Origin of the sequence: Ilumatobacter fluminis, assembly GCF_004364865.1 — a bacterium.
Classification (GTDB): Bacteria; Actinomycetota; Acidimicrobiia; order Acidimicrobiales; family Ilumatobacteraceae; genus Ilumatobacter; species Ilumatobacter fluminis.
Map to the genome: position 1 here is coordinate 4,221,122 of NZ_SOAU01000001.1, position 22,036 is coordinate 4,243,157.

Annotated in this window: 19 protein-coding genes; 6 read left to right on the forward strand and 13 right to left on the reverse strand. The window is 69.7% G+C overall.

The window, feature by feature from the left end; genetic code table 11:
* Positions 1–11: 11 nt before the first annotated feature.
* Genes BDK89_RS19105 through BDK89_RS19115 form a run of 3 tightly spaced genes read right to left on the reverse strand, consistent with a single transcriptional unit; the run spans position 12 to position 4,194 of the window.
* Positions 12–1,889 (reverse strand): DUF2264 domain-containing protein, encoded by a 1,878-nt coding sequence (locus tag BDK89_RS19105; RefSeq protein ID WP_133870470.1) that lies wholly within the window; start codon positions 1,887–1,889, stop codon positions 12–14.
* On the reverse strand, positions 1,886–3,295 hold the full coding sequence (locus tag BDK89_RS19110) for an oxidoreductase (protein ID WP_133870471.1): 1,410 nt from the start codon (positions 3,293–3,295) through the stop codon (positions 1,886–1,888). The genes BDK89_RS19105 and BDK89_RS19110 overlap by 4 nt, the downstream gene beginning before the upstream one ends.
* Positions 3,292–4,194: a beta/alpha barrel domain-containing protein gene (locus BDK89_RS19115; RefSeq protein WP_243839225.1), complete on the reverse strand. Its 903-nt coding sequence runs from the start codon at positions 4,192–4,194 to the stop codon at positions 3,292–3,294. Before BDK89_RS19115 ends, BDK89_RS19110 begins: the two co-directional genes overlap by 4 nt.
* Positions 4,195–4,315: 121 nt before the next feature.
* On the opposite strand from BDK89_RS19115, the gene BDK89_RS19120 reads away from it, so the two are divergent.
* From BDK89_RS19120 to BDK89_RS19135, 4 genes are read left to right on the forward strand one after another with little or no spacing between them, the layout of a single operon-like run.
* Positions 4,316–5,275, forward strand: coding sequence for a LacI family DNA-binding transcriptional regulator (locus tag BDK89_RS19120; RefSeq protein WP_166657694.1), 960 nt, complete (start codon positions 4,316–4,318; stop codon positions 5,273–5,275).
* Positions 5,272–6,072, forward strand: coding sequence for a hypothetical protein (locus tag BDK89_RS19125; RefSeq protein ID WP_133870473.1), 801 nt, complete (start codon positions 5,272–5,274; stop codon positions 6,070–6,072). The genes BDK89_RS19120 and BDK89_RS19125 overlap by 4 nt, the downstream gene beginning before the upstream one ends.
* A complete protein-coding gene (locus BDK89_RS19130; RefSeq protein ID WP_208294133.1) occupies positions 6,072–7,046 on the forward strand; it encodes a hydroxyacid dehydrogenase in 975 nt (324 codons plus the stop codon). The genes BDK89_RS19125 and BDK89_RS19130 overlap by 1 nt, the downstream gene beginning before the upstream one ends.
* 40 nt (positions 7,047–7,086) lie before the next feature.
* A complete protein-coding gene (locus BDK89_RS19135) occupies positions 7,087–9,177 on the forward strand; it encodes an alpha-galactosidase (protein WP_208294134.1) in 2,091 nt (696 codons plus the stop codon).
* Positions 9,178–9,198: 21 nt separating this feature from the next.
* Here the strand turns inward: BDK89_RS19135 and BDK89_RS19140 are convergent, their stop codons facing one another.
* Both BDK89_RS19140 and BDK89_RS19145 read right to left on the reverse strand, forming a co-directional pair.
* Positions 9,199–10,065 (reverse strand): NAD(P)-dependent oxidoreductase, encoded by an 867-nt coding sequence (locus BDK89_RS19140; RefSeq protein ID WP_133870475.1) that lies wholly within the window; start codon positions 10,063–10,065, stop codon positions 9,199–9,201.
* Positions 10,062–10,637 (reverse strand): YceI family protein, encoded by a 576-nt coding sequence (locus tag BDK89_RS19145; RefSeq protein WP_133870476.1) that lies wholly within the window; start codon positions 10,635–10,637, stop codon positions 10,062–10,064. Before BDK89_RS19145 ends, BDK89_RS19140 begins: the two co-directional genes overlap by 4 nt.
* 102 nt (positions 10,638–10,739) lie before the next feature.
* Between BDK89_RS19145 and BDK89_RS19150 the strand changes: the two genes are divergently transcribed.
* On the forward strand, positions 10,740–11,318 hold the full coding sequence (locus BDK89_RS19150) for a TetR/AcrR family transcriptional regulator (protein WP_133870477.1): 579 nt from the start codon (positions 10,740–10,742) through the stop codon (positions 11,316–11,318).
* Positions 11,319–11,340: 22 nt separating this feature from the next.
* On the opposite strand, the gene BDK89_RS19155 is transcribed toward BDK89_RS19150, so the two are convergent.
* Positions 11,341–13,995: a penicillin acylase family protein gene (locus BDK89_RS19155; protein ID WP_133870478.1), complete on the reverse strand. Its 2,655-nt coding sequence runs from the start codon at positions 13,993–13,995 to the stop codon at positions 11,341–11,343.
* Between the two features lie 121 nt (positions 13,996–14,116).
* Here BDK89_RS19155 and BDK89_RS19160 point away from each other — a divergent pair, with 121 nt between their 5' ends.
* Entirely contained in the window at positions 14,117–14,575 is a 459-nt protein-coding gene (locus tag BDK89_RS19160; protein WP_243839226.1) for a MaoC family dehydratase, read from the forward strand.
* Here the strand turns inward: BDK89_RS19160 and BDK89_RS19165 are convergent.
* The 7 genes from BDK89_RS19165 to BDK89_RS19195 all read right to left on the reverse strand — a co-directional run bounded on the left by BDK89_RS19165 (position 14,566) and on the right by BDK89_RS19195 (position 22,021).
* Positions 14,566–15,315, reverse strand: a complete 750-nt coding sequence (locus BDK89_RS19165; RefSeq protein ID WP_166657695.1) for a class II aldolase/adducin family protein — start codon at positions 15,313–15,315, stop codon at positions 14,566–14,568. The two genes, BDK89_RS19160 and BDK89_RS19165, sit on opposite strands and share 10 nt — an antisense overlap.
* Positions 15,312–16,556, reverse strand: coding sequence for an amidohydrolase family protein (locus BDK89_RS19170; RefSeq protein ID WP_133870481.1), 1,245 nt, complete (start codon positions 16,554–16,556; stop codon positions 15,312–15,314). The genes BDK89_RS19165 and BDK89_RS19170 overlap by 4 nt, the downstream gene beginning before the upstream one ends.
* 85 nt (positions 16,557–16,641) lie before the next feature.
* Positions 16,642–17,538, reverse strand: a complete 897-nt coding sequence (locus BDK89_RS19175; protein WP_133870482.1) for a hydroxymethylglutaryl-CoA lyase — start codon at positions 17,536–17,538, stop codon at positions 16,642–16,644.
* A gap of 6 nt (positions 17,539–17,544) precedes the next feature.
* A complete protein-coding gene (locus BDK89_RS19180; RefSeq protein WP_133870483.1) occupies positions 17,545–18,162 on the reverse strand; it encodes a TetR/AcrR family transcriptional regulator in 618 nt (205 codons plus the stop codon).
* A gap of 66 nt (positions 18,163–18,228) precedes the next feature.
* A complete protein-coding gene (locus tag BDK89_RS19185) occupies positions 18,229–19,458 on the reverse strand; it encodes an acyl-CoA dehydrogenase family protein (protein ID WP_133870484.1) in 1,230 nt (409 codons plus the stop codon).
* Complete coding sequence (locus BDK89_RS19190; RefSeq protein WP_133870485.1) at positions 19,455–20,633, reverse strand: acetyl-CoA acetyltransferase; 1,179 nt, start codon at positions 20,631–20,633, stop codon at positions 19,455–19,457. Before BDK89_RS19190 ends, BDK89_RS19185 begins: the two co-directional genes overlap by 4 nt.
* Positions 20,630–22,021, reverse strand: a complete 1,392-nt coding sequence (locus BDK89_RS19195) for an OB-fold domain-containing protein (RefSeq protein WP_133870486.1) — start codon at positions 22,019–22,021, stop codon at positions 20,630–20,632. The genes BDK89_RS19190 and BDK89_RS19195 overlap by 4 nt, the downstream gene beginning before the upstream one ends.
* Positions 22,022–22,036 lie beyond the last annotated feature (15 nt).

Below are 22,036 nucleotides of genomic sequence, written 5' to 3' on the forward strand. Positions count from 1 at the left end.
CACGCCGCCGCTCAGTCGAACAGCGCGAGCACGGCGGCGGACGGCTCGGGCGGGTCGGCGGCGGGTACGTCGTCGCCGGCGGCGATCGCCGCGGCGAGGAGGTGCGTCCCCGCTGCGAGATCGGCGGCCAGGCCGGGCACGATCGTGTTCGGGTACAGCAACCCGGCGTCGACGCCCGGCGCGTGCACGGTGGCGGAACGGCTGCCCGAGAGGTCGGCGATCCGGGAGTCGCCGTCCCACGTGCGGACCGCCGCGATCCCGTCGGCGGCCGGGAGTTGCGCACGGTCGGGCACGGCCGGAGCGTCGCAGCCGAGCGCGAACCCGGTGTCGAGGGTCGAGACGGGCCGGTCGGTGCGGATGCGGTGCGCACGCAGGTGCCACGGCGACCCGTCGACGAACCAGCACGCCGTCCGGACGACGACGTCGGGACACGGGCTCCAGACCGACCACGCCACTGCCTGCTCCGACCCGTCGTCGAGCGTGACGACACGGATCTCTGCCTGGTCGACGCCGAGGCGGACGTGTCGGACGCCGTTGCGATCGACGATCGCGAGCGTCGAGTCGGTGACGATGCGGCCGAGGAAGTCGGGGACGTCGCCGACGAGTCCGAAACGAGACGAGTAGGCGAGCTTGCGGTACTTGGCCGACGCCTGCTCGGGCAGCGCCAAGGCCGCGGCGGGTCGAGCGAGGAGGGCGATCGTCTGCTGATCATCGGTTCGAGCCAACCAGCCCGCATCGTGGAGCACACGTTCGCCGTTCACCGGATGGTCGGCCTCGTCGGCCGACCAGATCGGATGGGACTCGGACGCCCCCAGGGCGGTGAACGCCTTCATGCACCAGTACGGCGATCCGGCCGAGTTGTACGACTCGCGCAGCGTGCGGTTGTCGTACGCGTAACCGACCGAGAGCACCCCGTCACGGTCACTGATCGCCTTGTCGGTCCACCACCGGAGGTGACGGAGCAGCATGCCCTTGACCGCACCCCACCCCATCGCCGGCTCGACGTCCGCCCAGGCGAGTGCGCCCCAGAACGAACCGAGCGCGAACCGGTAGGTGAGGCTGCGACCCATCGCGACGGCTGCGCCGTCGGGTCCGAACCAGGCGGCGAAGTCGGCCGCGAACGCTCGGGCTCGCTCTCGGTAGCGCGCGGCGCGGTCGTCGTCGCCGAGACCCAGGTCGTTCGCTGCGGCGTAGATCAGGCCGTAGGTGTGGAACGCCATCGGCACGTAGTAGTCGACGTTCTGCAAGCCACCGTCGACGTACCAGTGCTCACCGAGCCGGTATCCCTCCAGGAGCTCGAGCGACCGCTCGACCGCGTCGGCATCGAGCGGTCGCCCGACGCGTTCGAGCCCGAGCGCCACCAGCACTCGGAAGAACTGCCAGTTGTTCGGTGCCGGTTCGAACTCGGCGATGCCGCCGAGCCAGTCGACGAGTCGGTCGCGTTGCTCGTCGGTCAGGGGCTCCCAGACCTCGTCAGGGCAGAACGCGAGCGCGATCCCGATCGCCGCCTGCTCGACCATCCGCTGGTCGATGTCGCGGGCCACAGCGCCCCAGTAGCCGGGGTGGTCGGGATCGGTCCCGGCGATGAGTCCGGCGCGGACGCGGTCCCAGTGTTCGAACCTGCCGCCGCCGGCGACGAGCGGCACGATGCCGTAGAGCGGACGGGCGAAGCCCTCGAGTTCGCCACTCGCCCGCTCGAACGCGGCCCCGAACGAACCGAGCCTGATTCGTGCGTCGTCGACGACGAAGGGCAGCAGTGGTTCGTACAGATCGACGACCGCCCGCTCCATGTCGGCACGGCTCGCGAACGGATTCGTCGCGATCGGGTTGGCCCACGGACCGCGGGGTTCGCCGGTGATCGGCCGGGCGTCGGCCGTGTCGCCGCTCATCGCTGCTGCTCCCTCAGGCGGCGCTTGATCGCCGCGAGTTCGATCCGTTCGGGCATCTCGTTGTAGAAGTCGTCGAGCGGATAGCACCCCGACACGAGGCCACCCCGGGGTGCGGTCGTGCAGTCGGAGAAGGTCCGGCAGATCGCTCGGCGACGCATCGGCCGACCCTGGAGGACGTCGGCCGCGAGGTCGGGATAGCTCAGGATCATCCGGCCGAGCCCGATCAGGTCGGTGCCGCCGACGGTTGCGACGGCGTCGGCGACGTGGGGGAGGAAGTCCTGGAGATACGAGTAGCCGGAACCCACGAAGGTCAGGTTCGGGTGTGCCGCCCGGAGCTCGGCCGTGGCTGCGATCTGGCGGGCGACGCCGACCAGCGGATCCTCCGGCGGCTGGTATCCGTCGGACGGCGGGAAGTACGCCGGCCGTTGGATGTGCGGGTTGGTGTACGGGCTACCGGCGGTGGTGGACACCAGTCCGATGCCGAGCTCGCCGACGAGGTCGAGGAAGCGGTTCGGTTCGTCGAGGTCGATCGATGTCCCGTCGGACGTGCCGCCGAACGGCACGGGTGCGCCGGCGGACGGCTCGGGTTCGCCGACGCCGTCGGCACCCCGACGGAACGGAACGAAGTCGAACGCCGAGAGGCGCACGGCCACGGCGAGGTGTGGCCGCTCGGCGCGGATGCGCTCGACGACGGTCCGGAAGAATCGGGTCCGCCCCTCGAAGTCGCCGCCAAATCGGCCGGAGCGGTCGCGAGCGCCGAGCAACTCGTGGAGCAGGTAGCCGTGACAGCACTTCACGTCGACGAAGTCGAACCCGGCGTCGGCCACGCGGATTGCGGCTGCGACGTACGCCTCGATGAGTTCGTCGAGTTCGCCGTCGCTCATCACCTCGTCGCCGCGCAGGTGCTGCCTCGCGTCGAGAACGGGATGCGGCTGCGCCGGCCGCGGCACCGGATCGGCGACCGGGCGGCACCAGCGTCCCGAGTGGGTGAGTTGCAGCCCGGAGACCTGGGCGGGATCGAGCAGTGAGCGGAGGCCGGCGATCGCCTCGGCGTTGCGCTCGTCGAGCACGAGCTGGTTCGGGTTGGCTCGCCCTGTCGGGTGAACCGCGGTGGCTTCCCCCCACACGAGGCCACAGCCGCTCGACCCGAAGCGCGACCAGCGGCGACGCACGAGATCGGTCGGCGCACCGTCGGTCGTCCCGTCCCATCCCTCCATCGGGAGCACGGCGAACCGGTTCGGAATGGTGAACTCGCCGGCGCTCCCGTCGGTGAACGTGACGGAGTCGGCGAGCACCCCGCTCGGGTCGACGCGGTCGCTGACGGGTAGTCCGATGCCGATCCGATCGAGGTGGTCGCGCAGGGCCTCGGGACCGTCGAGTTTCTTGATCTGTGTGTAGCGGGTCATGCCAGCGCGTCCATCAGTGCGTCGACGCGTTCGGCGATGTCGGACAACACCGCACGATCGCTGTCGGGGCGCCGGGGGGCACCGTCCGGCACAGCCGAGCTCGCCGCCCACCCGCGCAGCTCGAGGAACATCGCAGCGTCGTGCCGATACGCCGGCACCGGGGCACGGAAGGCGAACATCCCCAGGTACTGCAGCAGATCGTTGACCTCCCAGAAGCGGGCGTCGTCATCGCGCCAGAGTCGGTCACGAACGCCGAACAGGTCGGGGGCGAACGTCGACAGACCGAGCAGGTAGTCGGAGCCGTAGACGACCATGTCGATGGCCAAGTCGTTGCCGGTGAAGACGGCGAAATCGGGGCGTCGACGGTCGCGGAGCGCCAGCCGATCCCATTCGGCCTGCCGCGACAGCGACGAGTGCTTGGCACCGATGCAGGCGTCGACGCCGAGCAGACCGTCGTAGGCATCGAGCCCGCGGATGCGACCGTACGGGACGAACATCGATCCGAGTTCGAAGCCGATGAACCGGTCGCAGCTCGAACCGAGCTCGGCCATGGCGGCGACCCACGCGTCGTCGTCGAGGGCATTGAGCCCCCACGACGGGAACACCACCGGCGTCCCTCCGGCCTCGGCGACCTCGGCGCACGATCTGGCCATGGCCCCCGGGTCGTAGGCGGATCCGTCGTCGTCGGCGACGAACGCCCCGGCGACGAACCGGTCGACCGTGCGGCGGGCGAGATCGAGGACGTGTCGTCGCGTGCCGGGTTCGAGCAGCTGGACGAAGCCGGTGTCCATGTTGACGGCGGGGGTGAGGCCGGCGGCGGCGGTTCGGGCGAGGTGCGCCTCGAACGACGACCAGTCGATCGAGCCGTCCACGTGATGGGTGAGCAGCACGGCGGACATTCCGTCGATCGTCCGGCCGTGCTGCTGGAGCGGAGTCATCGGCACGAGTGCCAGGTTCGCGCGTCGCTGCTCGGTTTGCAAGCGCTTGCAAGATCCTCACCACTTCCGTACCATCGGTTCGGTGAGCACGTCCGCCGTCACCCTCGCCGAGGTCGCCGCCGCGGCCGGCGTGCACCCCTCGACGGTGTCGCGGGTGATCAGCCGCCCCGATCTCGTGAAGAGCAGCACGGTCGAACGCGTCACCGCGTCGATCGAACGGCTCGGCTACGAACCCAACCGGGCGGCCCGTCAACTCGCCGGCGGGCGCACCGGCCGGATCGGGGTGCTGGTCCCCGACCTGACGAATCCGTTCTTCGCCGAGATCGTGTCGCGCATCGAGACCGAGGCGGGCGACCGCGGCGATCTCGTGCTCGTCGCCGGCACCGGAGCGAGGTCGGATGTCGAGCTCAAGACCCTCCGCTCGGTGGCGGGCAGCGTCGACGGCGTCGTGGTCTGCTCCCCCGTCGCGAACACCGCCGAGGTGCGGACGGCCGTCGGCAGCCTGCCGCTGGTGTACGTGAACCGCCGCGCCACCGGCGTGCACTCCGTCGTCGTCGACCAGGCTGCCGTGATCGAGCTCGGGTTGGCCCACCTCCGCCGACTCGGCCACGAACGGATCGCCGTTGCGCTCGGACCGAGCCCGTACTGGTCGACCGAGCAGCGGCGACGGGCAGCCCGCCGTGCCGGGATCGTCACGATCGCACCGATCGACGCCGACCATCCCGACCAGGCACTCGACGAGGTTCGCTCGAACCGCTGCACGGCCGTCATGACCTTCAACGACCTCGGGGCGTTCGCACTCGTCCACGCCGCGCACGATGCGGGCGTCCGGGTACCCGACGACCTGAGCGTGGTCGGCTCCGACGACGTGCCGTTCGCCGCCCACCACCTGCCACCGCTCACCACGGTCGACGGCGACGCTCACGCCGTCGGCGACGCCGCCTTCGCAGCGCTCGCACGACTCGTCGCCGGTGACGATCCGCCGAACGTCGTCATCGCCCCGCGGCTGATCACCCGCTCGTCCACCGGGCCCGCTCGATGAGCCGGATTCCGCTCCCGTCCGATCTCGACGGCCAACTCCTGCTCGGCACGGTCGCGATCGAGCCGAACCGTTGGGGCACGATCCGCCCCGACCGATCACCCGAGACCAAGGTCACCGAGTGGGCGGACCGCATCCGAGCGTTGCCGCTCGACGGACTCGAACTGTGGGAAGGTCACCTGCTCGCCGACGGCACGTCGCCGATCGGCGGCGTACCCGTGCGGGTCCTCAACTCGTACGTCGGGTTCGACGACGATGACGACGCCGATCGAATCGGGATCGCCCGACGAGCCCGAACGTGCGGTGCCCGAGCGGTGAAGTTCAACGTCGGCAACGACCTCGCCGCTGCGGACGCCTACGGCGAACGCCTCGGGCGCTGGGTCGACCAGCTCGGCGACGACGTCGTGCCGGTGTGCGAGTGCCACGAGGGCATCTCGATCGCGGAGAATCCCGCCGTCGCCCGACGCGTCTTCGACCTGGCCGGTGACCGGGTCCGGGCACTGGTGCACACCCACGAGTCGTCCGACGTCACCGCCGCGAAGTTCGAGGCCTTCGGTGAACGCATCGCGCACGTCCACGTCAACCACCTCGACACCGCCACCTTCTCCCACCCGACGCTGGCCGAGGTCGAGGACGTCTTGGCTGCGAAGATCGACCAACTCCGGTCGTTCGGGTTCCGCGGGTCGTGGACGCTCGAGTTCGTGGCCGGTCTCCTCACCACCGACGACCACCCGGGGGCGCTGCTCGAGCAGGTCGACACCGATCTCGCCGTGCTCCGCCCGCTGCTGAAAGGCTCGTGATGCGACCGACGATCATGCTCGCCCACTATCCGGATCTGCCCGTGTTCGACGACGCCGATCTCGATCGATTGGCGTCGGTCGGCCACCTGCTCGACCGTGATCCCGTCCACGAGTGGGACGAACCACGTGCACGCGAACTCCTCGCCGAGGCACAGGTGATCGTTGCGCATTGGGGCTGCCGGCCGATCGATGTCGGCCTGCTCGATCACGCACCGAAGCTCGGCTTGATCGCCTACGCCGCCGGCACCGTGAAGGGCGTCGTCGAACCCGAGGTGCTCGATCGCGTCCGCGTCACGTCCGGCGCCGACGCCAACGCCGAACCGGTTGCCGAGTACACGCTCGCCATGATCCTGCTCGCGAACAAGGGTGTGCTCCGCCCCGACGTCACGCCGTGGAACACCGGGCAGGGCGCCTCGCGGATCGGCAACTGGGACAAGACGGTCGGGATCATCGGAGCGTCGCTCATCGGCCGCCGGGTGCTCGACCTGCTCCGACCGTTCGCCGGCCTGCACCCGGTCGTGTACGACCCGTTTCTGTCCGCCGACGACGCCGCTGCGTTGGGTGCCGAGCTCGTCGGTCTCGACGAGCTGTGTGAACGCAGCGACGTGGTCTCGTTGCACGCGCCGAACCTGCCGTCGACCCGGCACATGATCGCCGAGCCGCAGTTCGCACGGATGCGCACCGGCACGACGTTCATCAACACGGCACGTGGCGCGCTCGTCGACCATGACGCCCTCGTCGACCATCTCGACCGCCTGCACGCCGTCCTCGACGTGACCGATCCCGAGCCGCTCCCCGAGGACCACCCGTTGCGAACGTCGCCGAACGTCAGACTCACGCCACACATCGCCGGCTCCCTGGGCACCGAACTCCACCGACTCGTCGACTACGCCGTCGACGAGATCCGCCGCTGGTCGGCCGGCGAACCCGGCCGCAACACGATCACGCGCGACGCGCTCCCCCGCCTCGCCTGAGCACCCGTCCACGCCGACCCCGTCTGACACACTGTCGGCCGTGATCCACCTGCGCGGCACGGCGTTCGACGTCGTGGTCGACCTCTCCCACGGCGTCCCGGCGATCGTTTACTGGGGCGCACCGATCGACGGTCCGGCGACCGCGACCTCGGCGCTCGACCGACCGTTGGTGTTCGGACTGCCCGACCAGATCGCGCCGGTGTCGGTCGTGCCCGAACACGCCGCCGGATTCACCGGACGACCGGGACTGCTCGGCCATCGCCGTCGAGGCACCCACTGGGCGCCGCGCTTCGAGCCGCTCGACCACCACCTGGACGGCAACCGCCTGGTCGCCGTCGCCCACGACCCGCTTGCCGCGCTCCGGCTCACCACGACGATCGACGTCGCCGACTGCCTCGTGGTGTCGACCGAGCTCACGAACGCCCACGAGAGCGATCGGTACCTGCTCGACGGGTTGACGGTCACGTTGCCGGTCGCCGAACACCTCGACGAACTGCTGACATTCAGCGGTCGTTGGACGCGAGAACTCCAGCCGGAGCGGACGTCGTGGGCCCACGGCGCGATGACGGCGGAGAATCGTCGGGGTCGGACGTCGCACGAGACGCCGTCGCTGCTGTTCGCCGGAACGACCGGTTTCGGCGAGTGGGGCGGCGAAGTCGTCGGCGCCCACCTCGCCTGGAGCGGGAACCACACGTGGCTGGCCGACCGTCTGGGCGACGGCCGCCGCTACCTCCAACTCGGCGAGCTGCTCCACCCGGGCGAGTGCTCGCTCGAGCCGGGAGAGTCGTACCGGACGCCCGACGTCGTCGCGGTGTGGTCGGGCGACGGTCTCACGTCGGCGACGCAACGGTTCCATCGCCGGCTGCGCGCCCGTCCGGAGCACCCGGAACGTCCGCGTCCCGTGCTCGTCAACACCTGGGAGGCGGTCTACTTCGACCACGACCTCGACACCCTGCGCGACCTGGCCGACCGCGCCGCCCGTGTCGGCGCCGAACGGTTCGTCCTCGACGACGGCTGGTTCGGGTCTCGCCGCGACGACACGTCCGGCCTCGGCGACTGGGTGGTCTCCCCCGAGGCCCATCCGCAGGGTCTGGCTCCGCTGATCGAGCACGTCACCGGGCTCGGGATGGAGTTCGGGATCTGGGTCGAACCGGAGATGGTCAACCCCGACAGCGACCTGTACCGGGCACACCCCGAGTGGGCGCTCGTGACCGACGGCTACGAACCGCCGCTCGGCCGCAACCAGCTCGTGCTCGATCTGGCCCGCCCCGAAGCGTTCGAACACGTGCTCGGCCAGCTCGACGAGCTGCTCGGCGCTCACGACATCTCGTTCGTGAAGTGGGACATGAACCGAGACCACATCGCCGGCAGCGGCTCCGACGGTGCCGCCGGCACGCACGACCAGACACTCGCGCTGTACCGGCTGCTCGACGAGCTGCGGCGACGGCACCCCGGGGTCGAGATCGAGTCGTGCAGCTCGGGCGGGGCACGCATCGATCACGAGATCCTGCGGCGCACCGATCGGGTGTGGACCAGCGACTGCAACGACGCCCTCGAGCGGCAGACGATCCAGCGCGGCGCGTCCATGCTGGTGCCGCCGGAGTTGATGGGCGCCCACATCGGTCCGCCGCGAGCGCACACGACCGGACGCCGCCACGGGCTCGCGTTCCGCGGTGCGACGGCGCTGTTCGGACATCTCGGGATCGAGTGGGATCTCCGGTCACTCGGCGACGACGACCTCGACGCCGTCGCCGAGGTGGTCGCACTCCACAAGCGGCTCCGACCGCTCCTCCATCACGGGGACGTCGTGCGGTTCGACACCGACGACGCCTTCGTCGCCCACGGCGTGTACGCGCCAAACCGGACCGAGGGAGTCGTGTCGTTCACCCGGATGGCGACCACGGCCAGTCTGACGCCGCCACCCCTCCGGCTCCCCGGGCTCGACCAGGAGCGCACCTATCGGGTCGAACACGTCGCGCTCCCGCACGAGCGACCGGGCCCCGGCCGCACCCGACCGAACTGGTGGGAGACCGGCCTGGTGGCCACCGGCCGCGACCTCGAACGGGTGGGCCTCCAACTCCCCGCGCTCCACACCGAGACGGCCGTCCTGCTGCACCTCACCGCGACCTGACGGGTACCGGCCGGAGCTCGCTCACCCGAGATAGCTGCTCGCGATGCCGGCGATGTCCAGGTCGCCGAGGTCGTCGTCCCGAGCTCGCTCGAACGCCGCTCGAGCCGCCTCGACCATCGGCACGGCTGCGCCGAGATCACCCGACGCATCGACGAGGTAGCCGAGGTCCTTGGCGACGAGACGGATGGGGAAGTTCGGGTCGAACTCGCGCTCCGCGATCAGCCCCAGGATCCGTTGGAGACCCGGCGAGGTGATCGGCAGAGACGACAGGGTGGCGATCACCGAGTCGACGTCGAGGCTGCTCCGCTCGAGCACGCCGACGACTTCGGCGTAGGCCGCGACCTGGGCGGCGAAGAGGCCGTTGACGGCGAGCTTCATGATCGCTGCGTCGCCGCACTCCCCGACCCGGATCGCCGATCCGGCGTTGATCTCGATCACCGGCATCACGGCGTCGATCGCGTCCTGGTCGCCGCCGAGCAGGTAGCCGAGCGAGCCGGCGTCGGCCTGGGGCCTCGATCCGACCACGGGCGCCTCGACGAACCGCACGCCACGCGCTACCGCAGCAGCGGCGAGCCGTCGAACCGTCGCCGGGGTGAGCGTCGACGACTCGACGGCGATCGCATCGTGCCGCATCGCAGCGAGCGCTCCGTCGTCACCCAGCCACACAGCGACGGCAGCGTCGTCGTCGCTCACCATCGAGACCACGACATCCGCGCCGACGGCGGCCTGCGAAGGCGACGGGGCCGACGTAACGGCACGGGCGTCGGCCAGTGCGTCGACGATCGCTGCGGTTCGATTCCAGACCGTTACGTCGTGGCCGGCGTTCGAATAGTTGGCCGCCATGCGGGAGCCCATGGCTCCGAGGCCGAGGACGGTGATGCGGCTCATCGATCGGTGCCGCCCTGGGGCGCGACCAGCTGGATGTCAAGTTCGATGCCGATCCGGTCGGAGATGACGAACCCTCCGGCCGCGAGCGGCACGTTGAAGTCGATGCCGTAGTCGGTTCGGTTGATCGTCGCCGTGGCCTCGAAGCCGGCGTGGTGGCTCCCGTCACCCGGGAACGTCTCGGTCCCGTGGAACACGACGTCGAGCCGCTCGCGGCGGGTCACCCCGTTGATCGTCATGTCGCCGATGACGCCGTAGGTCGTGTCGCCGGTCGAGACGATCGACGTGGACCGGAACGTCATCTCGGGGTGCCGGTCGACGTGGAAGAAGTCCGAGTTCCTGAGGTGGGCGTCCCGGTCGGGGTTGTCGGTGTCGACGCTCGACATGTCGACCCGCGCCGTCAGCGAGCTGGCTTCCAGCGTCTCACCGACGACGACCGTCGCGTCGAACTCGTGGAACCGCCCGCGAACCTTCGAGATCGCCATGTGTCGGGCGGCGAACTCGACCGTGCAGTGCAGCGGATCGAGGATCCACGTTCCGTGCTGCAGCGGGAGGGGTTGGGTGGTGATGCTCATTCGTGTCTCCATCGTTCGTCTGCGTTCTGACGAATAGCGAGACTACGGGTCTCGTTTTAGAAAAGCAATACCGGCGGTCTAAGAAATGGGTACGCTCCTACCATGGCCCGAGGACGCACACGCGACGAGGACGCCGAGCGACGAGTACTCGAGGCGGCCTTCGAGCTGGTCGGCTCGCGACCACCCGGCGAGGTCGGCATCAACGACATCGCTGCGGCCGCCAACGTCGCCAAACAGACGATCTACCGCTGGTGGCCGTCACGCACCGCCGTCATCCTCGACGCACTCGTCGTCGGCACGATGAGGGCGACGCCGTTCCGTGAAACGGACGACATCCGTGCCGACTTCGAAGCACACCTTCGCACCGTGATCAAGCTGTTCAACTCGCCGACCGGCCGGATCGTGCGCGAGATGCTCGCCGAGGCCCACACCGACCCGACGATCGCCGACGAGTTCCGCCAACGCTTCTGGCAGCCGAGGCGCGACCTCAGCCAGGCACGCCTGCGGCGCGGCATCGAGCTCGGCCAGATCCGCGACGACCTCGACCACGAGATCGTCCTCGACGCCATCTACGGCCCGCTGTGGACCCGACTGATGATCGGGCATCTGCCACTCCGCGCCGCCGACGCAGCGCGTGTCACCGACGCCATCTGGCCCGGTATCGCCGCAGCCCGGGCCTGAGCCCGGGCCACGTCGCGGCGGGTCAGCTGTTGGCGAACTCGATGACCTGCTGGAAGGTGGGACGGTTCGTGGCTCGGAAGTCGTCGGGGATGAGGCCCGGCGTGAAGGTCGAACGCCGACCCTCGACCAGCCAGTCACTGGTGTCGTCGCCGTACTCGGCAGCCAGCTCGTCGGCGACCGCCGCGACCGCACCCCACAGGGCGTCGCGGCAGGCATCGAGGTCGCCGGCACCGCAGTACTGCACGGCGAACGGGCCCTCCACGTCGTCGCCGAGCAGGGTGCGCAGATCCTTGTCGAGGATGCTGGCGCCGCCGATACCACGGAAGCGGACGTCGTCGGCGATCACCTGGCCGAGCACCGGCTGGAGGGCTGCGTCGTACAGCGGGTCGAGCAACGCGGGGAAGATGGTCGCACCCGGCTGGTCGTAGTCGCCGTTGTCGTCGGCGTCGAGCAGCGGCGCATCGTCGGCGACCCACTCGTCGAGGATCTCCTTCACCTCACCGGCCAGCTCGGTCGGCGCTTCGCCGCCGTCGAGCACGCGGCTGACGACCGGCCACAGGGTGGAGTCTTCGTCCTCGGTGGCGGAGCGGTTCATCACGCTGACGACACCCGCGAGATCGACCTCGTCGGGCCACTGGTCGAACGCCTCGACGCGGTGCACCGAGCCGTACAGGTTGTTGTCGCCGTGCATGAAGCCGGGGGCCGACTGGTTGTTCCAGTTGAGGAGTCGCGACGACGGATGGCTGATCGCGTGCGGGTGCTCCTCGAGCGCGAGGAAGTCCTGCCATTCGTAGTTGCCGGTGCCGAGCGTCGGCAGACGACGGTCGAGGCCGTCGGCCCGCACGGGCAGGTAGCCGGATGCGAAGTAGGCGTTGGTCTCGCGGTTGGCGTAACCCCAGTTGAAGGTGAAGCCGAACCGGTTGGCGACCTCGAAGAACTCCTCGGGCGTCGCGGCGTCGCCCTCGGTCATGCCCTTGAGCGCCGCGAGGTTCAGACCGTCGCGTCCGAACGTCGAGCGCTTGCTGGTGAGGGCCACGGGCAGCCCGTCGACCGTCGCGGTGCCGATCACCGGACCGTGCACCGACGTCGGGTAGACGAGCGGTGTGTCGCCGAGCATGCCTGCGTCGAAGATCTCGAACGGGATGCAGTCACCTTCGAACTCGTAGTGACCCGACGTGCGCGTCGGTGCCGAGCCGTCGGGCTCGCACAGCACCTCGACGTAGACGTCCCGGACGTCCTGTCCGGCAGAGGTGAGGCTCCACGCGTAGTCGGCGGTGCGACCGATGAGCATGTACATCGAGAGGCCGGGCACGCCGGCGCCCTGCGCCTCGAAGTCGGGCCCGATCAGGTGGAGCTGCTGCACGATCTCGGGGTAGTAGTAGCCGAGCTGCGGCCCCATCACCGCGAGCGTGGTGTCGTTGGTCGAGGCGTCGGGCGCAACGGTGAGCCAGTTGGAGGCGCGGCGGGTCGGCGGACCGTCGGTCGCCGGGTACACCAGCGACACCCCCTGCACGACCGGTGCCGAGCCCTCGGCCGGTTCGCGCGGATCGGTCGAGATCAACGAGCCCTCGTCGATCACGACCGAACCCGTCACGTCGCCGCCGGTGAACGTGCCGTATTCGAATCGCTCCTCGAGCGTCGTGGGCGCCTCGGGGTCGTCGGTCTGGAGGAGGTCGTTCCAGACCGCCTCGCCCTGCTCGTCGCCGAGCCGGCTCTGGAGTGCGGCGAGGAACTCGGCGTTGGCCGCCTCACCGCCGCCACCCGCGCCGAAGATCGAGCCGATGAACGCGGTGACCGCGATCACGTCGTTCACCGTCGCCGGCTCACGCTCGATGCCGTTCGCTTCCCAATAGGCGTTCATGCCGTCGGCGTAGGCCTGGGCATCGGCGATGACTTCTTCGCCGAGTTCGCCGTAGGTGTCGATGATGAGCTGCACCTGGTCGGTGACCAGCTGTTCGGCGGCCTCGCTCGGCACGAACGTCTGGCCGCTCGTGACCAGCGAGAAGGCGTCGACACCGGGCACGTCGGCGACGGCCACCCGGGCCGCGCCGCGGCCGAGATCGATCAGGAGGGCACGGTCGCGAGCGGCGACCCAGCCGGCACCGAACGACACGTCGTCACGGGTCTCACCGGTGATGTGCGGGATGCCGAACTCGTCGTACTCGATCGTGAGCCCGTCTCGACCGGTCTCCTCGATCGTCGTCTCGCCGATCGGCGCGAAGTCCTGCGGCAGGAACAACGCCTCGATGTCGGCGTCGGTCACGTCGCCGCGCAGCGGGGTGAGCGCGTCGTAGAGCGGGAGCTGGTCGAGCGAGTCGTCGTTGGTCGGCAGCCCGCCGTAGTTGCCCGGCGGGAGGATGTAGTACGAGCGGTCCTCGGTCACGACCACGGCCGGTTCGTCGGGCGCCTCCGTCGTCGCCGGGGTCGTCTCCGCCGGTGCGTCGGTGGTGGCCGGCGCCTCGGTCGTGTCCGACGCCGCCTCGGTGGTGGCCGTCGCCTGGTCGTCGGTGTCGGTCGTGTCGTCGGTGTCGGTCGTGTCGGTGACGGTCGTGTCCGCCTCGGTCGTGTCGGACGACTCGTCGTCGTCACCCGAGCAGGCGGCGGCCACCAGGGCTACGGCGGTGAGCGAGGCGATCCAGCGGCGCCGCGACGGCGCCCGCTTCGAAGCGTGATGCATCAGATTCCTTTCGGGCCGACCCCCTCGCCGGCATCGGGGCCGAACCTAGATGGCGCGCCCGTGTCCGCTCCATTCCGGCCCGCACTCGACCGAGCGCTTGCTCGCTGGATACGATTCGAACGTGACTCGCGTTCTCGACGGTATCGACGGCCTCCGCGCGGCGGAAGGCACCCACCTCGGCTACAGCGACTGGATGGAGGTGACGCAGGAACGCATCGACCAGTTCGCCGAGGCGACCGGCGACCACCAGTGGATCCACGTCGATCCGGCGCGTGCCGCCGAGCACAGCCCATTCGGGGGCACGATCGCGCACGGCTACCTCACCCTGTCGCTGATCCCGTCGCTGCTCCCCCAGGTCGTCGAGATGACCGGTTTCTCGATGGGCGTGAACTACGGCTGCAACCGGGTGCGCTTCATGTCACCCGTTCCCTCGGGCGCGAAGCTGCGGCTCGGCGTCGAGCTCAAGTCGGTCGACGAGATCGCGGGTGGCGCCCAGGTCACCCACGAGATCACGTTCGAGGTCGAGGGGGTCGACAAGCCGGCGTGCGTCGCCGAGGTCGTCTTCCGCAGCTACGTCTGAGCATCACCGGCGAGACGCGGCTCGGCCCGCAGCTCGCGGGCGATCGCCATCTCCCACAAGGGGGCTCGCCGACCGGCGGCCACCTCCGATCGCACCAGTTCGACGACGTGGTCGGCCAGCGGTGTCGCAGCCGGATCGAGCGTCAGCACCCGCCACGCCTGCCGGGCACGCCACTCGAGCGTCACGGCGCGCAGGTGCGCCTCCTGGATCGCCGGCGCAGCGACGAGCACACCGTGGTTCGCCAGCAGGATCGTCGAGTGCGCTCCCAGCGCATCGACGGCGGCGTTCGAGTTGGCGGCCTCGACGACGGACCCGTCGTACTCGGCGAGCAGCGCCACGTCGTCACCGGCGACCGCGCCGGTCTGATCGAAGATCGGCGGAATCCGTCCGACGTCGGCCCAGACCGTCGCCCAGCGCGGATGGTTGTGGATCACGACGCCGACGTCGTCGCGTGCGGCGTACACGTCGAGATGGAGTCGGATCGCCGGCGTGACCGTCCATCGGCCGTCGACGATGGTGCCGTCGAGGGCGATGCGCATCACGTCGGCGGGGAGGAGCTCGTCCCAGCCGACCTCGAGGGGGTTGACGAGGAGCGTGCCGTCGGGCTGACGGACGCTGATGTGACCGAGCCCTTCGTCGTCGTAGCCGGCCCGGTGGAGTGCGCGGGCGAGGGCGGCGACGTCGCCGGACGGCCCGAGCGTCGTCCGGCGACGGATGCCGAGTGCCGGATCGGCGATCACCGGCACGGTTGCGGGTCGCAGCGGTACACGTGGGCAGCGGTGCGGTGGGTGACGTTCTCGACCGTCTCGTCCGGCAACCCGTCGAGCTGATCCGACACCGTCTGCTGGACGTGCGGCCACGACGAGTCGGGGTGTGGGTAGTCGACCTCGATCATCACCCGGTCGGCACCGATGCGGTCGATCACCGCGAAGGTCGCCGGGTCCCAGATACTCGTGTACCAGAACGTCCGGCGGAGCTCGTCGCTCGGTGAGCCGTTGGCGAAGTCCCAGTCGTCGCGGAGCGTGATCGAGTCGCGGTAGCGGTCGACCCAGTCGAGGCGATCGATCAGGCCGGGGACCCAGCCGATTCCGCTTTCCGACAACACGATCCGGAGATCGGGATGGCGGATCGTCGCCTGCGAGAACAACCAGTCGGTCGTGGCCAACATCGAGTTCATCCCGAAGAGCGCGTTGGCGACGCTGTGGGGCGAGTCGGACGAGGGTTGAGCGATCTCCGACGACGAGCCGACGTGGAGGTTGATGACCGTGCCCGTCTCGGCGCACGCGGCGAAGAACGGCTCCCAGTAGCCGGAGTGGATCGAGGGAAGGCCGAGCTTCTCCGGGTTCTCGCTGAACGCCACACAGGTGGACCCGCGCTCGGCGTTGCGACGGATCTCGGCGGCGGCGATGTCGACATCGGTCAACCACGGGAGCTGGCAGGCGATGAAGCGGCCGGGGTGGGCACCGCACCAGTCGTCGATCATCCAGTCGTTGTAGGCGCGCAGGCACGCCAGCCCGAGTTCGGGGTCGGGCATCGCGGAGAAGACCCGGCCGGCGAATCCCCAGAGCGCGGACGGGAAGTTGAGCGACATCGAGATGCCGGCCAGGTCCATGTCGGCGACCCTCGCGTCGACGTCGTACGCACCGCGCCGGAGTTCGTCGTAGCGCGCCGGCTCACCACCCCAGTCCGACGTCGCCCGCCCCGACGCGACGTTCCAGTCGCGAATCGGGTTCGGTTGGCCGTCGATGATCCAGTACTCGCCGCCGTCGGCACCTTCGACCACGTGCGGCGCCGCGTCGGCGAGCTTGCTCGGGAGGCGGGACGTGAACAGGTCGGGCGGTTCGAGCACGTGGTCGTCGGCCGACACGATCGTCAGACCGAGCGATGTCACGTCCGGCTCGGGCAGGAACGTGCGGACCCGGTTCGGGTCGCGGCTGCCGTCGGCATGGACGTGTTCGAGTGCCGCCGATGCGGTGCTCATGGAGATCCCCTTCCCAACCAAGCAATTGCTCGGTTCCCGAGGACAAGCTAGCGAGCCGTGTCGCGAGGCGCAAGCTCGGGGAGCGTCAGCGGACGGCGGTGGCGACCGAGGAGCGCGGCGGGCGACCGAGCTGGTCGCTGATCCACCAGGCGGTGTCGACCAGGGCGTCGAGATCGATCCCGGGATCGCGGCCGGAACCCTGCAGCGCGTACACGAGATCTTCGGTGGCGAGATTGCCCTTGGCCTTCGGGCCGGCGTATGGGCAGCCACCGAGACCACCGACCGAGGCGTCGATCGTGGGCACGCCGGCGTCGAGCGCAGCGAGCGAGTTCGCGAGACCCATGCCGTAGGTGTCGTGCCCGTGGAACGCCATCGTGTCGACGTCGGCGATCTCGGACAGTTCGTCGAACAGGGCGGCGACCCGATGGGGCTGCCCGACGCCGATCGTGTCAGCGACACTGACCTCGTGGCAGCCCATCTCGTAGAACGCGGCGACGAGCCGCTTCACGTCTGCGAACGGGACGTCACCCTGGTACGGGCAGCCCATCACCGTCGAGACGTAGCCACGGACGCGCAACCCCAGCTGCACCGCTTCGCGGGCGACCTCACCGAACATCTCGACGCTCTCGTCGACCGTTCGGTTGATGTTGCGCTTGCTGAACTCTTCGCTCGCGGCGCCGAACACGGCGACCTCGCCGACGCCGGCGGCCGCCGCTGCCTCGAGCCCCTTGCGGTTCGGAGCGAGCGCGATCGAACGGAGTCCGGGCAGGTCGACCACCTGCTCGGCGACGGCCGGGCCGTCGGCGAGTTGAGGAATCCGGTCGGCACGGACGAACGACGTCACTTCCATCCGTTTGAGGCCGGCGGCGTGCAGGCGTCGGATCAACTCGACCTTTCGGTCGGTGGCGATCGGCGTCGACTCGCTCTGCAGGCCGTCGCGCGGACCGACCTCGACGATCGTGACGGGCTTGGCAGCGGTCATCGGTCGTCAGCCCGCTCGGAGGCCGTCGATGAAGAAGCGTGCGGCACGCCGACCGAGTTCGGCAGCCGAGACAGGACCGGCCGGGTCGACCCAACGGACGGCTGCGACGAGCGACCCCATCATGATCCGGTACGCGAACTGCTGGTCGAGGTCGGAGCGGAAGCTGCCGTCGTCGACGCCGCGCTGGAGCGCCTCGAGCCAGGTCGACTCGATACACGCGTTGCGATCGCGCACGAAGGCGAACCGATCGATGTGGGCGATGTAGGCGAGATCGTTGTTCAACACGTTGATGGCGTCGGTCAGCCGATCGAGGTAGTCGTAGCCACAGGCCATCAGCTCGACGACGGTCTCGTCGCCGGGCAACCCGCGATCGACGACCTCCCGATAGCCGGCCTCCATCTCGTCGTAGAGGTTCTTCAGGAGGTCTTCGAGGATCGCGTCCTTCGACTCGAAGTGGTGGTACAGGCTGCCCGACAGGATGCCGGCCTCCTCACCGATGTCGCGGACCGTCGCGTTCGCGAATCCCTTCCGGGCGAACACGCTCGCGGCGACCTGCAACAGCTCGTTGCGGCGCCCACCTGACTTGCCACCGCCGTTGCGCTTCGAGGTCGTGGCCTGACTCATTGATTCCTCCAGTTCGGGTGCGGCACTCGTCCCGCCCGCACCGTTGTGTCAGTGTACGAGCAAGCGCTAGGTCCTGGATGCAACCGGTTCGCGAGGCAGCCCGAGCACCCGCTCGCCGATGCCGTTCTTCAGCACCTCGTCGGTGCCGCCGCCGATCCGCAACCCGGGCGCACCGAGGACGAACTCGGCCCACACATACGTACCCGGTCGTCCGGCGTCGGCGACGAGTTCCGGGCCCAACACCAGCGCGGCCAGGGCACCCATCCGAGCGACCACGTCGGTCAAGGCGAGCTTGGTCAACGCGAGCTCCGGTCCGGGGGTGTCACCCGGCCCGTACCCTTCGCCGAGTCGGCGCTCGAGCCAGCGAGCGACCTGGAGCCTGCCGGCGACGTCGGCCGCCTCGAGACGAGCGACGCGGTCGCCGCCCGCACGGACGTGGTCGAGGAGGCGATCCATGACGGCGGCCTCCGGGAGGAGTTCGTTGCCGATCGACGAGCGCTCGTTCATGAGTGCGTCGATGACGATGTGCCACCCGGCACCCGGCTCGCCGACCACGCCATCGTCCGGCACGAACGTCTCGGTCAGGAACACCTCGCAGAACTCGGCGCCGCCCGTCATCTGCTCGATACGCCGGATCTCGACGCCCGGCGCCGACATGTCGACGAAGAACGCGGTGAGGCCCTTGTGTCGGCTGCTGCCCGGCTCGGTGCGGGCGATGCAGACGCCGGAGTCGGCGTGCAGTGCGCCCGACGACCACACCTTCTGTCCGTCGAGCTTCCATCCGCCCTCGACCCGTTCGGCGCGTGTCTGGATGTTGGCGAGATCGGAGCCGGCGTTCGGCTCGGAGAACAGCTGGCAGACCAGCTCGTCGCCACGATGGATCTTCGGCAGGTGTTCGGTGCGGATGCGATCGCTGCCGAACGCCAGCATCGACGGGCCGAGCACCTGGGTGCCGGTTCGGACGAGGGTGTCGTCCGGGCACGCGTACTCGGCGGTGACCTCGCGCAACGTCGCGACATGGGTGGCGGTCAGACCGGCACCGCCCAACTCGGTCGGCCCGGCGACCCAGCCGTAGCCGGCGTCGAACAGGTCGCGCTGCCACTGCCGCGATGCCTCGACGGCTGCGGCCTCGACCGCAGGATCGACGGCGCCGGCGACGATCGGCAACGCCACCGGGGCGTCGGGATCGGTGTCGACCACGTCGGAGCGTCGCGGGTAGCGGGCTGCGACGAACTCGGTCACGACCGCTCGGAAGCGGTCGAGATCGGTCGGCACGAGCTGTTCGTCGACGGTCATTCGGGCTCGGACCCCACGATCGACACGAAGCTCACGCACTCGCCCGGCTGACCACCGAGGTTGTGGGTGAGGCCGACCTTCGGGTCGGCGATCTGGCGTTCACCGGCCTCGCCGCGGAACTGCAGCCACATCTCGAACAGCATCCGGAGTCCGGATGCGCCGATGGGGTGGCCGAAGCTCTTCAGCCCGCCGTCGGGGTTGATCGGCAGGTCCCCGTCGAGGTCGTACCGGCCGGCCAGCACGTCCTCGACCGCCTTGCCGCGTTCGGAGAACCCGAGGTCTTCCATCAGGACGAGTTCGGTCGGGGTGAAGCAGTCGTGCACCTCTGCCATCGACACCTGGGTCGCCGGATCGTCGATGCCGGCCTGCCGGTACGCCGACTCGCCGGCGGCGACGACCTCGGGGAACGTCGTGTAGTCGTACTCGGTGTCGAACGCTCCGGTGCCCGAACCGACCGACAACGCCAGCGCACGGACGTACATCGGGTTGTCGGTGTACTTGTGCACGTCCTCGATGCGACAGATCACCGCCGCTGCGGCACCGTCGGAGATGCCGGAACAGTCGAACACGTTCAGCTCACCGGCAATCGTCGGGGCGGCGCTGATCGCGCTGGCGGCCACCGCCCGCTGGAAGTGAGCGCGTGGGTTGATCGCACCGTTGGCATGGTTCTTCGCCGCGATGTGACTGAGCGCCTCGCGCATCGTCTCGAGCGACACGCCGTACTTCTCGGCATAGGCGGGGACCAGGAACGAGAACATCGCCGGGGCGGTGAGGTCGACCTCGGAGCCGTCGGTCGGTGACGATGGGATGACCAGGCCGGTCATGTTCGAGTCCTTCAGCTTCTCGACACCGACCGCCATGACCGCGTCGTAGGCTCCGGACGCGACGGCGTAGCAGGCGTTGCGGACGGCCTCCGACCCCGTGGCACACATGTTCTCGACCCGGGTCACCGGCTTGTTGGCGATCTTCAACGGCTTGCTCAACACCAGACCCGACTGGCCGGTGACGGCCGTGCCGAGCCAGAACGCCTCGATGTCGGACATGTCGGCACCGGACGACTCGAGGGCGTCGTCGACCGCGTCGATCAGGAGATCGTCGGCGCTTCGATCCCAGTGGTCGCCGAACCGGGTGCATCCCATGCCGACGATGGCGACGCCGAGTGGACGTGAGCTCATGACTGTTCCTCCAGACGAGGGCGGGCTTTCCAGAAGTAGTTCTTGACGCCGTTCGGAGCGATGGAGACCAGGCGGTAGACCATCTCGACCCGGTCGCCGACCCGCACGTCGTCGGCGACGACGTCGGTCAGTTGGCAGCGGTAGCGGCCGCCACCGTCGAAGTCGACGACACCGACGACCACGGGCGGGTTGAGCGACTGGGCGATCCGGTCGATCGTGAACGTGCGCACGGTGGCGGCGACATCTCGCATCGCGACCTTGCTCATCTGGTCGGTCGCACCACAACGCAGACAGACCCGCTGGGGCGGCAGGTGGCGGGTGCCACAGCTCTCGCACTGCGACCCGGTGAACGCGAACTTCCAGTCCTCGTTCCGGGCGACGGCCGGCGCAGCCGGCGGCTCGACCGGTGGTCGACGAACCGCCGCCCGCTCGACGAGGCCGCGCCACAGCAGGTAGGTCGACGCCGGCACGGCGGTGCCTTCGTCGACAGTCGGGTTGCGATCGAGGTCGGCGATCCGGTCGGTGGCACGCAGCACCATCGCGTCGGCACCGTCGGCGCCGGTCACCACGAGGACGCGCTCACCCGGCGCGAGCCGATCGAGCGCGGCGATCGTGCGCAACCCCACGTCGGCGGTGCCGGCATAACCGATCGCGCCGCGCGTGTCGGTCTCGACGACGGTGCCACCGAGCGCCTTGACGACCTGCTGTTCGACACGGGCCGACGGGCACGACACGACGAGGGCAGCCAGGTCGGACTCGGTCACGCCGGCCGACTTGAGTGCGTCGGTCGCCGCCTGGACCATCAACGGCACCTGGTGCTCGGCGGTCCAGCGGTCGTCCCAGGTGGACGATCCGACGTCGCCCTCGGCGCGCCAGCGGTCCATCACCGGCGACGACAGCGACGCCTGCGAGAGCACCTCCACCGCGGGGTCGGGGCCGAACACGAACGCAGCAGCGGCGTCGCCGCCGTTGGCCTCGTCGTCGGAACCCGGCTTGCCGTAGCGGACGTCGGCCAGCACCGCGACGGCGGCGCCGGCCTGCGACGACGCCGCTCGCAACGTTGCGACGCCCGAACGGATCGAGCCGCCGGTGTCGTACGAGCCGACCGTGTCGGGCAGATCGGTCGCCGCCGTGATCGACGGAGCGTTGCCGCGGTCGAGCATCGGTGCGTGGCTGGTGGCGAACCAGCACGAGTCGACGGCGTCGAGTGAGTCGAGCCCGGCGACGGCGAGCCGGGCAGCCTCGACGCCCATCGTCAGGGCGTCCTCGTCGGGGCCGGCAACCGAGCGCTTGCCTCCGGGCGCGGACACGCCGAACATCCCGGCGAGCTCGCGTCGATCGAGTCGACCACGCGGCACGTAGGTGCCCCAGGCGACGATTCCGTTCATGTCAGATCCTCCTGT